At 61.3% G+C, this 17,589-nt stretch carries 14 protein-coding genes; 5 read left to right on the top strand and 9 right to left on the bottom strand.

Translation table 11 applies throughout. The features are described from left to right. Positions 1 to 41 precede the first annotated feature (41 nt). The gene (locus PHQ58_RS15370; RefSeq protein ID WP_300112361.1) at positions 42 to 1,394 is read right to left on the bottom strand and encodes a chloride channel protein; all 1,353 of its coding nucleotides are present in this window, start codon (positions 1,392 to 1,394) and stop codon (positions 42 to 44) included. A gap of 153 nt (positions 1,395 to 1,547) precedes the next feature. On the opposite strand from PHQ58_RS15370, the gene PHQ58_RS15375 reads away from it, so the two are divergent. Together PHQ58_RS15375 and PHQ58_RS15380 are read left to right on the top strand one after the other, a co-directional pair. Continuing rightward, positions 1,548 to 2,303 (top strand): dihydrodipicolinate reductase C-terminal domain-containing protein, encoded by a 756-nt coding sequence (locus tag PHQ58_RS15375; protein ID WP_300112363.1) that lies wholly within the window; start codon positions 1,548 to 1,550, stop codon positions 2,301 to 2,303. 97 nt (positions 2,304 to 2,400) lie between these two features. Next, positions 2,401 to 2,862 carry a MarR family transcriptional regulator gene (locus PHQ58_RS15380; RefSeq protein ID WP_300112365.1) on the top strand — a complete coding sequence of 154 codons (462 nt, stop codon included), beginning with the start codon at positions 2,401 to 2,403 and terminating at the stop codon, positions 2,860 to 2,862. Positions 2,863 to 2,868: 6 nt separating this feature from the next. Here PHQ58_RS15380 and PHQ58_RS15385 read toward each other — a convergent pair whose 3' ends face one another. The 8 genes from PHQ58_RS15385 to PHQ58_RS15420 all read right to left on the bottom strand — a co-directional run bounded on the left by PHQ58_RS15385 (position 2,869) and on the right by PHQ58_RS15420 (position 13,027). Beyond that, the gene (locus PHQ58_RS15385; RefSeq protein WP_300112367.1) at positions 2,869 to 4,857 is read right to left on the bottom strand and encodes a bifunctional diguanylate cyclase/phosphodiesterase; all 1,989 of its coding nucleotides are present in this window, start codon (positions 4,855 to 4,857) and stop codon (positions 2,869 to 2,871) included. A gap of 139 nt (positions 4,858 to 4,996) precedes the next feature. Further along, entirely contained in the window at positions 4,997 to 6,973 is a 1,977-nt protein-coding gene (locus PHQ58_RS15390) for an ATP-binding cassette domain-containing protein (protein WP_300112369.1), read from the bottom strand. A gap of 44 nt (positions 6,974 to 7,017) precedes the next feature. Then, the gene (locus PHQ58_RS15395) at positions 7,018 to 8,190 is read right to left on the bottom strand and encodes a GGDEF domain-containing protein (RefSeq protein ID WP_300112371.1); all 1,173 of its coding nucleotides are present in this window, start codon (positions 8,188 to 8,190) and stop codon (positions 7,018 to 7,020) included. Positions 8,191 to 8,295: 105 nt separating this feature from the next. Continuing rightward, a complete protein-coding gene (gene ald / locus PHQ58_RS15400; protein WP_300112373.1) occupies positions 8,296 to 9,411 on the bottom strand; it encodes an alanine dehydrogenase in 1,116 nt (371 codons plus the stop codon). 137 nt (positions 9,412 to 9,548) lie between these two features. Next, complete coding sequence (locus PHQ58_RS15405; RefSeq protein WP_300112375.1) at positions 9,549 to 10,442, bottom strand: universal stress protein; 894 nt, start codon at positions 10,440 to 10,442, stop codon at positions 9,549 to 9,551. Positions 10,443 to 10,456: 14 nt separating this feature from the next. Continuing rightward, complete coding sequence (locus PHQ58_RS15410; RefSeq protein ID WP_300112376.1) at positions 10,457 to 11,938, bottom strand: SulP family inorganic anion transporter; 1,482 nt, start codon at positions 11,936 to 11,938, stop codon at positions 10,457 to 10,459. A 193-nt stretch (positions 11,939 to 12,131) separates the two neighbouring features. Further along, entirely contained in the window at positions 12,132 to 12,839 is a 708-nt protein-coding gene (locus PHQ58_RS15415; RefSeq protein WP_300112377.1) for a class I SAM-dependent methyltransferase, read from the bottom strand. Positions 12,840 to 12,886: 47 nt separating this feature from the next. Beyond that, the gene (locus PHQ58_RS15420; protein WP_300112378.1) at positions 12,887 to 13,027 is read right to left on the bottom strand and encodes a hypothetical protein; all 141 of its coding nucleotides are present in this window, start codon (positions 13,025 to 13,027) and stop codon (positions 12,887 to 12,889) included. Positions 13,028 to 13,218: 191 nt separating this feature from the next. Between PHQ58_RS15420 and PHQ58_RS15425 the strand changes: the two genes are divergently transcribed. The 3 genes from PHQ58_RS15425 to PHQ58_RS15435 all read left to right on the top strand — a co-directional run bounded on the left by PHQ58_RS15425 (position 13,219) and on the right by PHQ58_RS15435 (position 17,490). After that, complete coding sequence (locus PHQ58_RS15425) at positions 13,219 to 15,504, top strand: TonB-dependent receptor (RefSeq protein WP_367187332.1); 2,286 nt, start codon at positions 13,219 to 13,221, stop codon at positions 15,502 to 15,504. Positions 15,505 to 15,580: 76 nt separating this feature from the next. After that, a complete protein-coding gene (locus PHQ58_RS15430) occupies positions 15,581 to 16,261 on the top strand; it encodes a Fe2+-dependent dioxygenase (RefSeq protein WP_300112380.1) in 681 nt (226 codons plus the stop codon). A 29-nt stretch (positions 16,262 to 16,290) separates the two neighbouring features. Next, entirely contained in the window at positions 16,291 to 17,490 is a 1,200-nt protein-coding gene (locus PHQ58_RS15435; protein ID WP_300112461.1) for an alpha-hydroxy acid oxidase, read from the top strand. Positions 17,491 to 17,589 lie beyond the last annotated feature (99 nt).

The following is a 17,589-nucleotide window of genomic DNA, read 5'->3' on the forward strand; positions in this document are numbered from 1 at the left end:
CAGAGCAGCAAGCGAGTTCGGAGCCCTTCGGGGCTCCTTTTTTATGCCCGATCGCCCGGGGAAGGTGCAGCCACTTTTGGCAGGCGCTGCAACTGCAGCTGGGCCAGTGCACTGTAAAGCGGCACACACAGCAGGCGCGACACGCCGCTGGCGACCATGGCCGTGGCCATCAGGCTCAGCACCAGGCCATGGCCATCGACCATTTCCATCACGATGATGAAAGCCGTGAGCGGCGCTTGCGTCACCGCCGCCAAAAACCCCGCCATTCCCAGCGCAATCAGGGTCGGCGCATTCGGGTAACTGATGAGCAGGGCAATGTCGTTGCCCAAGGCACCACCAATCGACAAGGCCGGCGCAAAAATACCGCCGGGCACCCCGGCCCAGGCAGTGATCCAGGTGGCCATGAATTTCAGCAACACATACAGCGGCTGGGTTTCGTTGTTGCCTTCCAGCATGGCACGGCTATGGGCATACCCCGTGCCAAAGGTGTGACCGTGGCTCACCAATCCGATCACCGCCACGGCCAAACCGCAGGCCGCAGCAAACGCCACCGGGCTACGCAGGCGCCAGCGACTGAAGCGGTCGGCTGACTGGCCCCGCATCGACACCAGAAACACGCGTGCAAACAAGCCACCCGCCAAGCCACTGAGCACTGCCACTAGCAAACCCGGCAACAACAACGCCATGCCCAGGTTCTCGACACGAATCACACCAAAATACGTTGAATTGCCATAGATCGACACGGCCATCAAGCCACTCAAGACAATCGCCGCCAGCAGCAAACCGCTGGAGCGCTGCTCGGGCTTGCGTGACAGCTCTTCAATGGCAAACATCACGCCGCCCAGCGGAGTATTGAAGGCCGCCGCTATACCAGCTGCGCCACCCGCCATCATCAGACCGTGCTCGGATACCTGGGATTTGTCGGGCAACCAACGCCGGGCGTGGTGCATCACCCCTGCTGCAATTTGCACCGAAGGCCCCTCGCGCCCCAACGACAGGCCAGCCAGCAGACCCCAGGTGGACAACGCCATTTTGGCCACGGTGAGCTTGAGCGACACATACAAATTGCGGTTGCTAGGTGCCACACTGGGGTCCAGCGCAGCCATGACCTGCGGAATGCCAGAGCCCGCGCTGCCCATGGCATAACGCCGCGTGACCCACACAATGGCACCGGTGCACAGCGGAGTCCACAGCAGCGGCGACCACCAGTAAAGCTGCTGCACATGCTCAAACGCGCCAAACGCCAGTTCGGTCATCCAGGTGAAGGCCACCACGGTCAAGCCCGCCAGTGCGGCAAAGGCCATGACCAGCACACGACCAGCCCAGGCCCGCCAATCCACCACCTGCTTATGGATAGCATGCAGGATCTCGTCGCTGTTCAGGTTGGAATTCATGGACTGGGTATGGCGTATTGGCACGCGCTGAGCAATGGTATGTCAGGGTAGATTGTGAGGATTAAATACATTTAATCAAATATATTGCGGATAATGCCCACACGTGGATGCCGTGTTGGACAGACACCACAGTCAACAAAAAGGGGACGCATCATGATCAAAGTCGGTTTGGTGGGGTTTGGCAAGGCCGGCCAAGCGGTGGCACAAGTGTTACAGGACGACCCACGCTACGAATTGTGCTGGATTGCCCGGCGCTCTGCTTCAGCGCCAGTACAAATCAGTCCCGAGGTCAGCGTGCCGGTGGCGGCACTGGCCACCCCCGATGACTGGAACGCCTGGCTGGACGCCCACCCGGTGGACGCGTTGGTGGACTTCTCCAACCCCGAAAGCCTGCATCTTTATGGCGAGGCCATGCGCGCTCGGCGACTCATGCTGGTCAGCGCCATCTCGGCTTACAGCCCGGCTGATCTGGACTACGCGCACGGCCTGGCAGCCGACACGCGCGTGCTGTGTTCGCCCAACATCACGGTGGGCATCAACTTTTTAATCATGGCGGCGCGTTTGCTACGCAAAATTGCACCGTTTGCCGATGTCGAAATTGTCGAGCAGCACTTTCGCGACAAGCCAGAGGTGTCGGGCACCGCCCGCAAGATTGCCCAAAGCATCAATGTCGATGAAGACCGCATCACCTCGCTGCGGTTGGGCGGCATTGTGGGGCACCATGAGGTGATTTTTGGCTTTCCGTACCAAACCGTGCGGCTGATCCACAACTCGATCGAACGCCGCGCCTTTGGCACCGGCGCCGCCTTTGCGCTGGCAGAGCTGCAAAAATGCGAGAACGGTTTTTACACATTTGACGACCTGATGATGCGCATGGTGCGCCATGAGTTGCTGACCGAGCAGGCCTGAACCCGGCCGCCAAGGCCAGTCGTGGCATTCGGCTCTATGATTCGGTACCTCTTCCCAGCCTGCCACCCATATGCCGCGCAACAAATCAAACACCGCCTTGCAAACCCAACCCAGCCTGGTGCTGCGACGTTTTCGCGTGGTGTTTAACGCGGTGCGCAGCCATTTCAAGGAAATCGAAAAGCAGGTTGGACTGGGCGGCGCGCAGGTGTGGGCGTTGAGCGTGATTCGCGACCAGCCCGGCATTGGCATGGGGGAACTGGCCAAGTGCATGGACGTGCACCAGTCCACCGCCAGCAACCTGGTACGCAGCTTGCAAAAAAAAGAGCTGATCCGTATGGCAAAAGACACCGCTGACAAACGCCATGTGCATTTGCACATTACCGACCAGGCCGTGTTACTGCTGGCCGATGTGCCAGGGCCGTTTGAGGGCGTGCTGCCGGCTGCGTTGGCAGAGCTTGACCCCGCCACACTGCAGCGGCTGGATCAAGACTTGTTTGCACTGATTGGCCTGCTCAAGGTCGATGAGTCCGCGGCCACCATTCCGCTGGCCCAGTTATAGCGCGGTTTAGCTGGAAAACTGGCTGGCGACAAGCGCGCCATGCCGGGACACCACCAGGGTTTCAAGCTCGGCACATTCGATTGGCCGGGCGATCAGGTAGCCCTGCAGCAGGGTGCAGCCCATGGACAACAAGCGGTCTTTTTGCGCCCGGGTTTCCACCCCTTCCGAGACCACGATGATGCCCATGCTGTGTCCCAGCGAAATGATGGCTTTCACAATCGCCTCAGACCGGTGGCTGGTGGTGAGGTCGTTGACAAACGCCTTGTCAATTTTCAACTCGGCCAGCGGCAGCATTTGCATGTAAGACAGCGACGAGTAACCGGTGCCGAAGTCATCAATCGAAAAGCTCAGCCCCAGGGCACACAGTTCGCTCATTTTGGCGATCACCTCCTGCGTGTCCTGCATCACGATGCCCTCGGTGACCTCCAGTCGCAGGTATTTTGGCCGCGCGCCAGTCTCAGCCAGAATGCCCGCCACGCGCGCCACAAAATCTGACTCGGCAAACTGGCGCGGGCTCACATTCACACTCAGGGTGAGCTGGCACAAGGCGCGGTCACAGGCCCAGCGCGCCAGCGTGATACAGGCACTTCGCATCACCCAGTCACCCATGGCCACAATCGCACCCGATTCTTCGGCCAGCGGGATGAACTCAACCGGCGACACCGTACCGCGGCGCGGATGCTGCCAGCGCAGCAGGCACTCGGCGCCCACAGCCTGATCATGGGCGTCAACCTGCAGCTGGTAAAGCAGCTTAAGCTGGCCGTCGTGCAAGGCCACATTCAGGTCGTGACTCAGAGCCATGCGGTCATTGAGGGACTTTTGCGCCACCGGGTCGTATTGGCGAATCAGGTTGCGCCCGTCTTGCTTGGACTGGTACATGGCGACATCGGCGCGTTTGAGCACCTCCGTCAGCGGCTCGTCAACCAGGCCAAACAGCGCCACGCCAATGCTGCCGCTGCAGGTGTAGCGCAACGCCTGCGCGTGAATGCCAAAGTTGCTCGGGGTGTCCAGCTCAAAAGGCGCCAGCAGCGCCTGGTGAATGCGCTCCGCCAACAGCATGGTTTGGGCCATGGCGCGTTCTTCACCCGTGTCGAGGTGGGGCAACATGACCACAAATTCGTCGCCACCCAAACGCGCCGCCAAGTCATCCGGGCCCACCAGCAGTTGCAAACGCTGGGCCATCAGGGTCAACAGCTGGTCCCCCACCGAGTGGCCATGCGCGTCATTGAGGTTCTTGAAGTGGTCAAGGTCGATGAACATGACACCTGCCAACGTGCCGTTTTGCAGCGCTGTGCGCATGGTGGTGCGCAAAGCTTCCAGAAACATGCGCCGGTTGGGCAACAGCGTCAGGGGGTCGTAGTAGGCCAGTTGCCGGATTTCCTCCTGCGCTTTCTTCTGCCTGGAGATGTCTGCGAATGAGCCCACATAGCCGTGCAAGCCAATCGCCGGGTTGCGCACCGAGGCCACCGTGACCATGCAAGGCACGTCGTGTCCGTCGCGATGGCGGCACGTCAGTTCACCCTGCCAGCGGCCATGGGATCGCACCTCGGCCCAGATCGCGCGCAGGGTGCCTTTTTCTATCGCTGCGCTGCGCAGCAACAGGGTGGATTGGCCGACCAACTCGTTTTGGGTGTAGCCCAGCAACGTGGCCATGGCCGAGTTGGCACGCCGGATGCGGGTGAACTCGTCGGTGACGACCATGCCCACTTCGCTGTTGAAGGCGGCGGCTGCAAGCTCCAATGAGGTTTGGGCCTCGCCGCTGAGTTGTGTCAGATGGCGCAATCGGCGGTTGGTACGCCACAAATAAACCACAAAGCTCAGGCCAAGCAGCAGCAACGCCAGCGCGATGACAGCAATCTCGGATGACCAGTTTTGCCAGATGGCACGCCAAATTTGCGGCCGGTCTGCGGACAACAACACTGCAACGTCCTGCGCCTGCTCGGCCCATGCACTGCGGGTGCAGCCCAGGCCACACAAAAAGATGATTTGTCTCAAGTTTTTCAGCATTGACCGCATTAAATCACGTGTGCTTACATTTCCAGATCACGCCGGAGCGGTTGAGCTGTGCGGCAGTGCAACAAGGCCTTGCGACAACAACAGGAATGATTTGGGCAGTAAGACAACGCGCATGAGGTCAAGGGGTGGGTGAACCCAGTGTTTCCCAGCGCTCCAGTGCCAGCAGCAGTTCGTCGTCAATCTGCGCACTGCGGGTGGCCAGCTTGAGGGCGCGAGCGTTGTCAATGGCGTACAGGCTGCCGTCAGCAAGCAGGTCGCTGATGTCTTTTTGCTCGCTCTCCAGCCGGGCGATCAGGTCGGGCAGACCATCAAGCTCGCGCTGTTCCTTGAAGCTGAGCTTGCGGGTCTTGGCAGGCGCAACAGAAGCGATGGCAGGTGCCACAGCGTCTTGCACGGGGCTTGATGACTGCTGTGTTTTTAATAGCTGCTCACGCTCATATTTAAAGGGCTGAGCGCCTTTTTGACCACTATTTTTGGCGATTTCATTGGCACGCTTGGTTTGCGTCAGCCAGTCTTGCACGCCGCCTTCAAACTCGCGCCAGCGGGCGTTGCCCTCGTAGGCAATGGTGCTGGTGACCACGTTGTCCAAAAAGGTGCGGTCGTGACTGACCAGAAACACCGTGCCGTCAAAGTTTTGCAGCAGTTCTTCGAGCAGCTCCAGCGTGTCGATGTCCAGATCGTTGGTCGGCTCGTCGAGCACCAGCACATTGGCGGGGCGGGCAAACAGGCGCGCCAGCAGCAAGCGGTTGCGCTCGCCACCACTCAGCGACCGCACCGGCGAATTGGCGCGCGCGGGACTAAACAAAAAGTCGCCTAGATAGCTTTTGACGTGCTGGCGGCGGTTGCCGATTTCGATCCACTCGCTGCCCGGGCTGATGAAGTCTTCAAGCGTGGCGTCCAGATCGAGCGCGTTGCGCATCTGGTCAAAGTAGGCCACGGTGATGTTGGAGCCCTGACGCACCGTGCCCCAGGCGCTTTCGCCTGGGCCGGGCTTGGGTGCATTGGCGGGAGCTGGGTCGGCCTTGAGCTCACCCAAGATGAGTTTGAGCAGCGTGGTTTTGCCTGCGCCATTGGGGCCGAGCAGGCCAACCTTGTCGCCGCGCAGGATCACGGTCGAGAAGTCGTCCACAATTTTGTGGTCGCCAAAACTCTTGCTGACATGCGTCAGCTCGGCCACCAGCTTGCCGCTGACACCACCACTGGCCACGTCCAGCTTGACGCTACCCAGCGCGTCGCGGCGGGCTTCGCGGTTGGCGCGCAACACGTCCAGCTGGTTGATGCGCCCTTGCGCCTTGGTGCGGCGCGCTTCCACGCCGCGGCGAATCCAAATTTCTTCTTGCGCCAGCAGCTTGTCAGCGCGGGCATTGATCACAGCTTCTTGCGCGGCTTGCTCTTCTTTTTGCACCAGGTAGGCGGCAAAGTTGCCTGGGTAGCTCAGCAGGCGGCCACGGTCAAGCTCAACGATGCGGGTGGCCACGTTGTCCAGAAAACTGCGGTCGTGGGTGACGGTAACGATGCTGCCCTTGAAGTCGCACAACAAGCCCTCCAGCCACTCGATGCTGTCCAAATCGAGGTGATTGGTGGGCTCGTCAAGCAGCAGCACATCGGGTGCAGCCACCAGCGCCTGGGCCAGTGCCACGCGTTTTTTGTTGCCGCCTGAGAGGGCGCCAACCTGCACATCAGGCTCCAGGTGCAGGCGGTGCAGGGTTTCCCCCACGCGCTGCTCCCAGGTCCAGCCATCCAATGCCTCGATCTCGCTTTGCATGGCATCCAGGTCGCCATGGCCCAATGAATATTCATCAATTAGGGCTCTAGCCCTTGCCATACCTGCGCTAACAGCTACAAATACTGTAGCATCAGGATCAAGCTGAGGCTCTTGCGCCACGTAGGCGATGCGGATGTTGCCCTGGACTTGCAGAATGCCGTCGTCGGGCTTTTCAAGCCCACCGAGGATTTTGAGCAGCGAGGATTTGCCCGCGCCGTTGCGGCCAATCAGGCCCACGCGTTCTTGCGATTCCAGGGAAAAAGTGGTGTGGTCAAGCAGCGGTACGTGTCCGTAAGCCAGCTGCGCGTCAAGTAGTGTGATAAGTGCCATGTGGCGCGGATTATCCCTTGCGGGCCGCCCAAACTGGCCGCCGGCTAGACCACCCGGTTGCGCCCAAGGGCTTTGGCGCTATAGAGCGCCTTGTCGGCCGTGCCGTACAGGTGGTCAAAGTCATGCTGCTGCGCCGCCGTGGTGCTGGCCACCCCGATGCTGACCGTGGTGGTGATGCTGCTTTTCTCCCAGGGTGTGGGGCTTTGCTGCATGTGGGCGCGCAGTTTTTCTGCCAAGCGGCGCGCGGCGTCCAGCGAGGTATTGGGCAGCAAAATGATGAACTCTTCACCCCCCAGGCGGCCCACCAGGTCGGTGGCGCGCACCGCGCTATTGGCCACCGTGGCCACGTTTTTCAGCACCGCATCGCCAGCCGGGTGGCCCCAGGTGTCGTTGACGTGTTTGAAAAGGTCCAGGTCAAGCAGGAGGATGGCGGTGGCTGAGCCCTGGCGCTGCGCCCGCGCCAGCTCTTGGCGGGTGAGCTCGGCAAAGGTGCTGCGGTTGTACAGGCCGGTCAGGCCGTCAAGCCGGGTCAGACGCTGCAGCTCACGCTGTTTGGTTTCAAGATCGACGTTGATTTTTTCAAGCAAGGTCTGCTGGCGTGTGATCACGGTGAACTTGCGCCAGAGCAGCACCGACAGCGCCCACGCCATGGCCACCGCCGCCAGACCGTTCAAGCGGTTCGACAGCAGCAGTGCCGCATCTTGCTGCGTGTGTCCGATGGCATAGGCAAACAAACCGTAGGCGCTGGCAAACAGCACGGCCGAGGTGCCCGGGCGCAGGTAAAGCACCAGACTGGTGGCCATGGCACCGGTTAAAAAAGGCGTGATATTGGGACTGACCCATTGATCGAAAGTGACAAAACCGACGACAAACACCAAGCTCAGGCAGGCCATCAGCAGGGGCAGGCTTGCGCCCATCCAGTGGTCACGGGCATAGCGCAAATGCCAGGCGCCCCAAGCCATCAGCCCAAAACTCAGGCCCATCAGCAGGTGCGTCAAAAACAGGCCCAGCTTCCATTGCGTCACCAGATCGCTGTCCTGGCGACTGAGCAGGCTGACCGCCAGCCACAAGACAAACACCCCGTTGATGACCGCCACCAGCGGCGCCACGGTGCGGGTGCGCGACAAATTTACTTGGTGCGCCGCGGACGCCACTTCGGCATGCTCGACACGCCAGAGGGCGACGCGGCGTTGGAGGTCAGAGATGAGGGCGTGCATGGATGCTGGAGACTTTAACGCGAAAAAACGCCGTCATTGCCAACAAAATGAAGCCATCCGTGACTTCCGGACGGCCTGGACTGCCGCGCTTGGGGCTCGAAGAAGTTAGCCCAGCAGCGCGTCGGCGTTCACATACGCGTAACCCAGCGTGTTGGCCACGGCTTCATAAGTGACGTGGCCCAGCGCCACATTCAGGCCGTGCTTCAAATGCTCGTTGTCTTTCAAGGCCTGCTGCCAGCCCTTGTCGGCCAGCGCCAAGGCGTGGCCAATGGTGGCATTGTTCAGCGCGAATGTTGACGTGCGAGCCACGGCACCGGGCATGTTGGCCACGCAGTAGTGCACCACGCCGTCCACCAAGAAGGTCGGCTCGGCGTGTGTGGTGGCGTGGCTGGTCTCAAAACATCCACCCTGGTCTATCGCTACGTCCACCACCACCGCGCCTTGCTTCATGCGCGAGATCATGCTGCGGGTCACCAGCTTGGGCGCAGCCGCACCCGGAATCAACACGCCCCCCACCACCAGGTCAGCGTCCAACACGGCGTCTTCGACACTTTGCGCGTTGGAGAACACGGTGTGGATGCGGTTGCCAAAAATCAAATCCAGCTGGCGCAGGCGGTCCACGTTTTTGTCCAGCACGCTGACCCGTGCGCCCATGCCCACCGCAATTTGCAGCGCGTGCGTGCCGACCACGCCAGCGCCCAAAATCACCACGTGCGCCGCTGGCACCCCGGGCACACCACCCAGCAAAATACCCATGCCGCCCTTGGATTTCTCCAGGTGAGCGGCACCGGCTTGCACTGCCATGCGGCCTGCCACCTCACTCATCGGCGCCAGCAGCGGCAAGCCGCCACCGGGTCCGGTGATGGTTTCATAGGCAATGCACACTGCGCCCGACTTGACCAGTGCCGCCGTTTGCTCAGGGTCGGGCGCCAGGTGCAAATAGGTGTAAAGAATTTGGCCGGGGCGCAGCATGGCGCATTCCTGCGGCTGTGGCTCCTTCACCTTGACGATCATCTCCGCCTGGGAAAACACCTGCGCCGCATCGTTGGCCAACTGTGCACCAGCGGCCAGATAGTGCTCATCAAGCAAGCCAATGCCGACACCGGCGCCACGTTGCACCAGCACCTGGTGCCCGTGGTGCGTGAGCTCGCGCACGCTGGCCGGGGTCAGGCCCACACGAAATTCATTATTCTTGATTTCTTTGGGTAGACCGATCAGCATGGCGTGTCTCCAGTGGTGTTTTGAAGATCGGCAGTGTGTGCCAAGGCGCGCTGCCTGGCTACAAAGATCAGTGTTTTCAGCGGATCATTCTTGCGGCTAATCCACAGACCGGCCAAGCTTCAATCACACGTTAACCCTCAACGCAGTAGCAGCATGGCGAGGCTGGCGCTTTTCAGCAACTCTGAGGTCTTGCTGCCCAAAAACAGCTGGCGCAGTGGTGAGTGGCTGTAGGCGCCCATCACCAGCAGGTCATGGGCGCGCGTTTTCAGAACCTCCGCTATCACCTCTTGCGGTTGGCCGGGCTGCAGGGCTGACGAGACGACCATGCCGGCCTGTGTCAGGGTTTGCACCGCCCACGCCAGTGGCCGCTGGTTTTGCGGGGTGGCGTCACCCGACATCAGCAGATGGATGGGCAAACCTTTGAGCAAGGGGCTGGCCGCCAGCATCTCGACGCCCTTGCGCGTGACCGCGCTGCCGTCAAAGGCAAAAAGCACCCGGCTGGGCTCGGTGTAGGCCTTGGTCACCACCAGCACCGGCCGTTTCACCGAGCGAATCACCCAGGTCAGGTGTTTGCCCAAGCCGGGCTCGCCCGTGGTGGAGACGTTGGCAGAGGCGTTGGCGGAGGTGGTGCCAGCGCCTGCGCGGCCCAGCACCAGAAGCCGTGTGCCCTCTTGTTGCTCAGCCAAGGTTTCTTCCACGTCGCCATGGCGCAGCCGGGTGTCGACCGTGGCAACACCTGCTGCCAGCGCGCGCTCACGCCAGCGGTTCAGAAAGACCCGGCCCGTCTCGCGTGCGGTCCGGGTGCGCAGCGCGTCTTCCTGGCTAAGTTGGGTCAGCAGCTTTTCTTGCGCGTCCAGCCCGATGGCCCCGCTGTGGTCCTGCCCTTGAGGCAGCGCAGCGTGCCGGTCCAGCACATGCAGAAACTCCAAGGGCGCCGCAAGCCTGCGTGCAGCCCAGGCGGCGTAATCAGCCACCACTTCGGCCACCGGGGAGGCGTCCACACAGGCCAGGATTTTTGGTTCGTTGGTCATGGCAAGTATCTCCTTCAGTGGCCCAACAGCACGTCGTCAGCGCCGTCTTTGTCGTGCACGGCAAATTTGTCCACCAGGGTGGCACTGGCCTCATTCAAGCCCAGCACCTCCACCTCGGTGCCTTCGCGGCGGAACTTCAGCACCACCTTGTCGAGCGCGCTGATGGCCGTGATGTCCCAGAAATGGGCGCGGCTGACGTCAATGCGCACCTTGTCCAGCACCTCCTTGTAGTCAAAGGCGTTGGCAAACCGGTCGGCCGACGCAAAAAACACCTGGCCTGCCACAAAGTAGGTGCGCATGCGCCCCTCATCGCCAGACTGGGAGCGCATGTGCAAAATCTTGCCTACCTTCTGCGCAAAGAAAAAGCCCGACAGCAACACCCCGGTCAACACGCCCTTGGCCAGGTCATGGGTGGCCACGGTCACGATCACCGTGGCGATCATGACCACGCTGGAACTCTTGGGGTGCTCACGCAAGTTGCGGATCGACCCCCAGTTGAAGGTGCCGATCGACACCATGACCATCACTGCCACCAGCGCCGCCATGGGAATTTGCTTGACCCAGTCGCCCAGAAACACCACCAGAATCAGCAGCACCACACCCGCCACCAGGGTCGACAGGCGCCCGCGCCCACCCGACTTCACGTTGATCACGCTCTGGCCAATCATGGCGCAGCCCGCCATGCCGCCAATGAAACCGGTGGCCATGTTGGCCACGCCTTGGCCCACACATTCACGCTGCTTGTCGCTTTTGGTGTCGGTCAGGTCGTCCACGATAGTGGCGGTCATCAGCGATTCGAGCAGACCCACCACCATCAGGGTCAGCGAGTACGGCAGGATGATCCACAAGGTCGCCAGGTTGAAGGGCACGTTGGGGATAAGGAACGCGGGCAAGCTGTCAGGCAACTCACCCATGTCGCCCACGGTGCGAATCTCCAGGCCCAGCGCGATCGACACCCCGGTCAGCACCACGATGGTCACCAGCGGTGACGGCACGGCTTTGGTCAGGTAAGGCAGGCCGTAAATGATGCCCAGGCCAGCCGCCGTCATGGCGTACACATGCCAAGTCACGTTGGTGAGCTCGGGCAATTGCGCCATGAAGATCAAAATGGCCAGGGCGTTGACAAACCCGGTGACCACCGAGCGCGACACAAACTGCATCAGGGTGTCGAGCCTGACCCAGCCCGCCAGCACCTGAAACACCCCGGTGAGCACCGTGGCGGCCAGCAAATAGTCCAGCCCATGCGACTTGACCAGCGACACCATGACCAGCGCCATGGCGCCGGTGGCCGCTGAAATCATGCCGGGCCGGCCGCCCACAAAGGCCATCAAGGTGGCGATGGAGAACGAGGCGTACAGGCCCACTTTGGGGTCAACACCGGCGATGATGGAAAAAGCAATGGCCTCGGGGATCAGCGCCAGCGCCACCACAAGGCCCGCCAGCACGTCGTTTCGGACATTGGAAAGCCAGTCCTGGCGAATAGAATTTATTGACATTAGTTTCGTCCCGTCGGTTGACGGAATGCTTTTAAAAATGGAGGGGCGTGCGGCCACTTGTGGGGCGCACAGGTATGGTGAGAACGGTCCGAGGGTTTACAAGCAGCGTCGCAACCCTGGCCCAGATTGATGGCCGTTTGAGCTTCGGCCATGCGTCGCAGTGGCTAATGAATCCAGCCGCCAATATTGCCGTTCAAATCGCTGCCCCACGGGGCTTGTGCAACAAGCGCACATGCATGGGCCGCGTCAAGCTCACCCCTTGCGGGCCCATGAGTGCATCAAAGCGCTGGCGAATGATGTGGCGGGTTGGCTCATCCATGCGACGGTCGGCGTAAGTGACTTGCAGCATGCGTTGCTCAAAATTGGCAAAGTCGGCAAAGTGCACCGGCATCTCAAACCGGTGTTCGCCCGCAGCTTCCCATGTGCCTTGGGCCAGGGCAATGTCCAGCGCCTGTTGCGCCGCCAAACGCACCTCGCCTTCGTCATGGACCAGGCGCATGATGTCGTTCAGCGGGCCGGCGTACACCGGTTCAGACACATAAAACCAGCCACCCGGGCGCAGCACGCGGGCCACTTCACACAAGGCCTGGTCCATCAGGGGCAAGGGCACGTGGTGCAGCGTTTTCAGCATCATCGCACCGTCAAAACACCCATCAGCAAACGGAATGGCCTGTGCGCCGGCCTGCACAAAGTTCAGCCGGGGCTGCGGCGCCGCCAGGTTTTTGGCATGCTGGCGTTCGTCCACTTCAAGGGCAGTGACCTCGGTTTGTGGATATCGCGTCAGCAGCGCACTGGCCAGCCGGGCCTTGCCGCAGCCCAGTTCAATCAGGCGGATGCCTTGCAAGGGCACAAGTGTGGCAAGCAGGTCAAGTTCATCGTGAATCAGGGGGGTGTCGGACATGGGCATTCAGGCAAGTTGGATGGAGGGCTTGAGCGGGTTGCAATTGGCTAACCCTGAGATCGTAGCGGGTAGACCCGCTTGGCGCACTGCGCCACCAAGGCGGCGTGCGTGACCGCAGCTTGGTGAGTTGCAGATGCTGGCTTGGCTTGGTCTGAGCCCTGACTGATGGACTGGGAATGAAGTTTCAAGGAGCGCCCAAATAGGTTGATGCGTGTTTCACCACCCAACAAATAAGAATGATTCGCATTTGATGCTAAACTAAAGTCTCTGCCAAGCGCCACCCGTACGCTCAGCAACACGCAGCCAGTCAAGTCACGCAGCCGTTCGCGGTGGCCGTGTCGTAGCCAGCCAATGTCCTCCCAAGCCCATTCCGCACGCCATGACACATTCACGCCAAAAATTTACAATAAATACGCCTCTAGCCCATATATCAATTGCGCAAGTAGCTACTAACAAAATAGCAAGCAGCCGCCTGCTCCCAATCGGTGCCATGTTGCTGGCGGGCTCCATGAGTGCACTGGCGCAACAAGCCACACCCGCCGCCGACAAAACCCTCAAAGCCGTGGTGGTGAAGGAAAAAGCCGAGGCGCCCGAAGGCCGCGATGCGGTGCGGGCGGTGGACACCTCCATCGGCAAGGGCAAGCAGCAGTTGCGCGACATTCCCCAGTCGATCACCGTGGTGACCGAGCGGCTCATGGACGACCGCAACCTCGACACCGTGAAAGAAGCTCTGAAGGCCACCGCCGGCATCTCGTTTCAGGCCGCCGAGGGCGGCGAGGAAGACATCAAACTGCGCGGCTTTTCATTGACTGCCACCGGCGATATTTTTGTAGACAGTATGCGCGACCCGGCGTTTTACGAGCGTGACACCTTCAGCCTGGACCGCATGGAAGTGCTGCGCGGCTCGGCCTCGATGTTGTTTGGCCGGGGTTCCACCGGCGGTGCGGTCAACCTCGTGACCAAGGTGCCGCGTTTGATGGACGAGCACCAGGTGGACGTGACTGTGGGCAGCCACAGCTACACACGCGTGGTGGGTGACTTCAACCTCAAAACCGGTGAGAGTGCGGCCCTGCGCATCAACGCCATGGCGACGGACGCCGACAACAACGGTGCGGGCAGCAGCCTGGACAAAAAAGGGGTGGCAGCCACGTACCGCTGGGGCATTGGCGAGCGCGATGAGTTTTCTGTGGGCATCAACCACCTGGACAACAACAATGGCATGAACTACGGCATGCCGTGGATTCGCCCGACGGCGGCGCAGTCTGCCACCAACCCGAACGGGTCTCCCGCCAGCGCGACGACAACCTTGCCACTTGATCCGACGGCCTACTATGGCATGGCCAGCGATTTCAACGCGGGCACCGCCACCACGGCCACCTTGTCGCACCTGCACCGCTTTGGCGATGGCAGCGAACTCAAGACCCAGATTCGCCAGGGTCAATACACGCGTGACCAACGCGCCGGCACGGTGCGCCTGGCCACCGGCACATCTCTGAGCAACTTCGGCAACAGCAGCGCGGTCAACCGTGGCACGCAACTGAAGATTCAGGACATGGACACCTTGTACGTCCAGAGCGACTACCAGACCAAGTTCAAGGCCTGGGGGCTGCAGCATGAAGTGTTGGCGGGCGTGGACATCGCCAACGAGAAAAAAACCGTTTATGGCGCACGCACCGCCACTCAGGGCGGTGTGGTGCCGGTTAAGCCGACCACCACCATTGGCACACCAAACGATGGGGCTTCCATCGACGAGGCATCACGTGTGCTTCGCACCACCAGCGACTACGAGTCCACGGGTTGGGGCACCTACATTCAAGACATGGTGCAAGTGGCGCCGCACTGGAAACTGCTGGCCGGGTTGCGTTATGACAACCTGAGCGGTGACTACACCAGCTACGGCCTCTCCAACACCAATGTGGCCTCAAATGCCAGCTACCAGATGAAGGTGTCGGAGCTGAGCAAACGTCTGGGTGTTTTGTACCAACCCAACGAGCTGCGTTCGTACCACTTCTCGGCCGCCACCTCGTTCAACACCTCGGGTGATGCGTATTCGCTGGGGGCCAGCAATGCAGACACGCCGCCCGAGCAAAGCATCAACATTGAACTGGGTGCCAAGCTGGACTCTGCCGACAAGCGCTTCACCACCCGCGTGGCGCTGTTCCAGTCGACCAAGCTGCACGAGCGCAACACCGACCCGCTGGTGAACCTGGTGACCTTGTCGGGCAAACGCCATGTGGTGGGGGCCGAGATTGACATCTCGGGTCGCTTGACGCCCAAGTGGGAAATCTACGGCTCTTACATGTGGATGCCCGAGGCCAACATTGACATCGGCGTGGCAGGTTCCGAGGGCGAAGGCACACGCCCGTCCAACACGCCCTGCCACAGCGGCTCGCTCTGGAACACTTACCAGCTCACACAGCAATGGCGCATTGGCGCCGGCATTAACTTCCGTGGCCGCCAAACGCCCATCCGCAACCCTGGTTGGGAAGTGCCCGCCTGGGTTACGGCAGACGTGATGGCCGAGTACCAGATGAACGACAAGTTCACCCTGAAGGCCAACGTGAGCAACATCACCAATGAGCTTTATGCCGACCAGCTGTATTCGGGGCATTACATCCCTGGTGCAGGCCGCGTGGTGCAGCTCACAGGCAGCCTCAAGTTTTGATCTTTCCCCAGGTTGGTCACCTCTGCCCAGAGGTGGCTTTTTGGGCCCTTGCGGGCCGACTTCACCCACACGTTCCATGCTGCTGACCCTGCCCCACCTTTTAACGCCCGACGATGTGCTGGCCGCCCGCCGCCTGCTGGCCAACGCGCCCTGGACCGATGGCCGCGCCAGTGCCGGCGAGCAGGCGGTGCGGGTCAAGAACAACGAACAACTGCCGCACGACTGTGACGCCGCCGGGCACATCCGCGCCATGGTGTTGCGCGGGCTGGACAACAGCCCCACGTTCTTTTCTGCAGCCTTGCCCAAACGTGTGTTCACACCCCGCGTGAACCGCTACGGCGGCGACAGCAATTTTTATGGCAAGCACATCGACAACGCGGTGCGTTCCCTGCCCAACGGCCAGCGCGTGCGCACCGACATCTCCTGCACGGTGTTTCTGAACGACCCCGCTGATTACGAGGGTGGCGAACTCACCGTGGCAGACACCTATGGCGAGCAAACCGTCAAACTGCCCGCAGGCCACGCCGTGCTGTACCCCGGCACCAGCCTGCATCAGGTGAAACCGGTCACGCGCGGGCAACGCATCGCCTGCTTCTTCTGGGTTGAGAGCATGGTGCGCAGTGACGAGCAGCGTCGCCTGTTGTTGGAGCTGGACATGAACCTGCTGGCCCTGCGCCAGCAGCGCGGCGAAAGCGACGAGACCACGGCACTCACCGGCGTCTACCACAACCTGTTGCGCATGTGGGCCGACACATGAGCACGTCCGCCAAACCACCTGAGCCAACGATGGTTGTGCCGCCTGCACCTACCCATGCACAAATTCCCGCCGGTGTGGTCACGCTGGCCGACCACGAAGCCTGCGCCCAAGCCCGCCTTGATGCCAACGCCTGGGCCTATTTCAGCGGCGGTGCGGCAGACGAGATCACGCTGCGCGGCAATCACAGCGCCTGGCAGCAATGGCAACTGCACCCCCGTGTGTTGCGCAACCTCTCGGGCGGGCACACCTGCACATCACTGCTCGGCCGCAAGCTGGCGCACCCCATTTTTCTGGCTCCGGTGGCCTACCAATGCATGGCCCACCCGGACGGTGAGCTGGCCACCGCCTGCGCTGCCTCGGCACAAGAGGCGGGCATGGTGCTCAGCACGCAATCCAGCACACTGCTGGAAACCGTGGCGAAAGCGGTGACGGGCGACGCCGACCGTGGGCCGTTGTGGTTTCAGCTTTACATGACGCATGACCGCGGCTTTACCCGTGAGCTGGTGCAGCGCGCCGAGCGCGCCGGCTTTGAAGCGCTGGTGGTCACGGTGGACGCCCCAGTGAACGGCGCCCGTGACCGTGAACGGCGCGCCGGGTTTTGCCTGCCACCAGGCGTGTCTGCCGTCAACCTGGCAGGCCTGCCACCGGCACCGGCCAGGGCACTATCACAGGGGCAAAGTGCGTTGTGTGACGGCTTGTTACACAGCGCCATCACCTGGGCAGACATCGCGTGGCTGTTGTCACAGACCCGGCTGCCGGTGTTGCTCAAAGGTGTCATGCACCCGGACGATGCACTTCAGGCGGTGCAGTTGGGCATGGCGGGGCTGATCGTGTCCAACCACGGCGGCCGCACGCTCGACACCGCTCCCAGCAGCGCCGCCGTGTTGCCACGCATCCGCCAGGCTGTGGGGGCGGACTTGCCGCTGCTGGTGGACGGCGGCATCCGCCGCGGTACCGATGTGCTGAAAGCCGTCGCCCTGGGTGCCAACGCGGTGCTGATTGGCCGACCCTACATCTACGGACTGGCCAACGCTGGCGCCCTGGGTGTGGCGCATGTGCTGCGTTTGCTGCGTGACGAGCTTGAAATCGCCATGGCCTTGTGCGGCTGCTCCACCTTGGCGGACGTGACATCCGATTGTTTGTTTGATGGTGGTCCTGAATTCAAGCCGAATTTCCACCAGCAATCACTGCGGACTCATGCAAATAAGAATTATTCGCATTTACAATAACACCATCTTTCTTCTCAATAAGGCAACACACATGATCGCATTCTGGGTACTTGGCACAAGCATGGCGCTGGTGGTTGGCTCTGCCATCTGGGTGTGTCG

The sequence above is a fragment of the Rhodoferax sp. genome (assembly GCF_028688795.1).
GTDB lineage: Bacteria > Pseudomonadota > Gammaproteobacteria > Burkholderiales > Burkholderiaceae_C > Rhodoferax.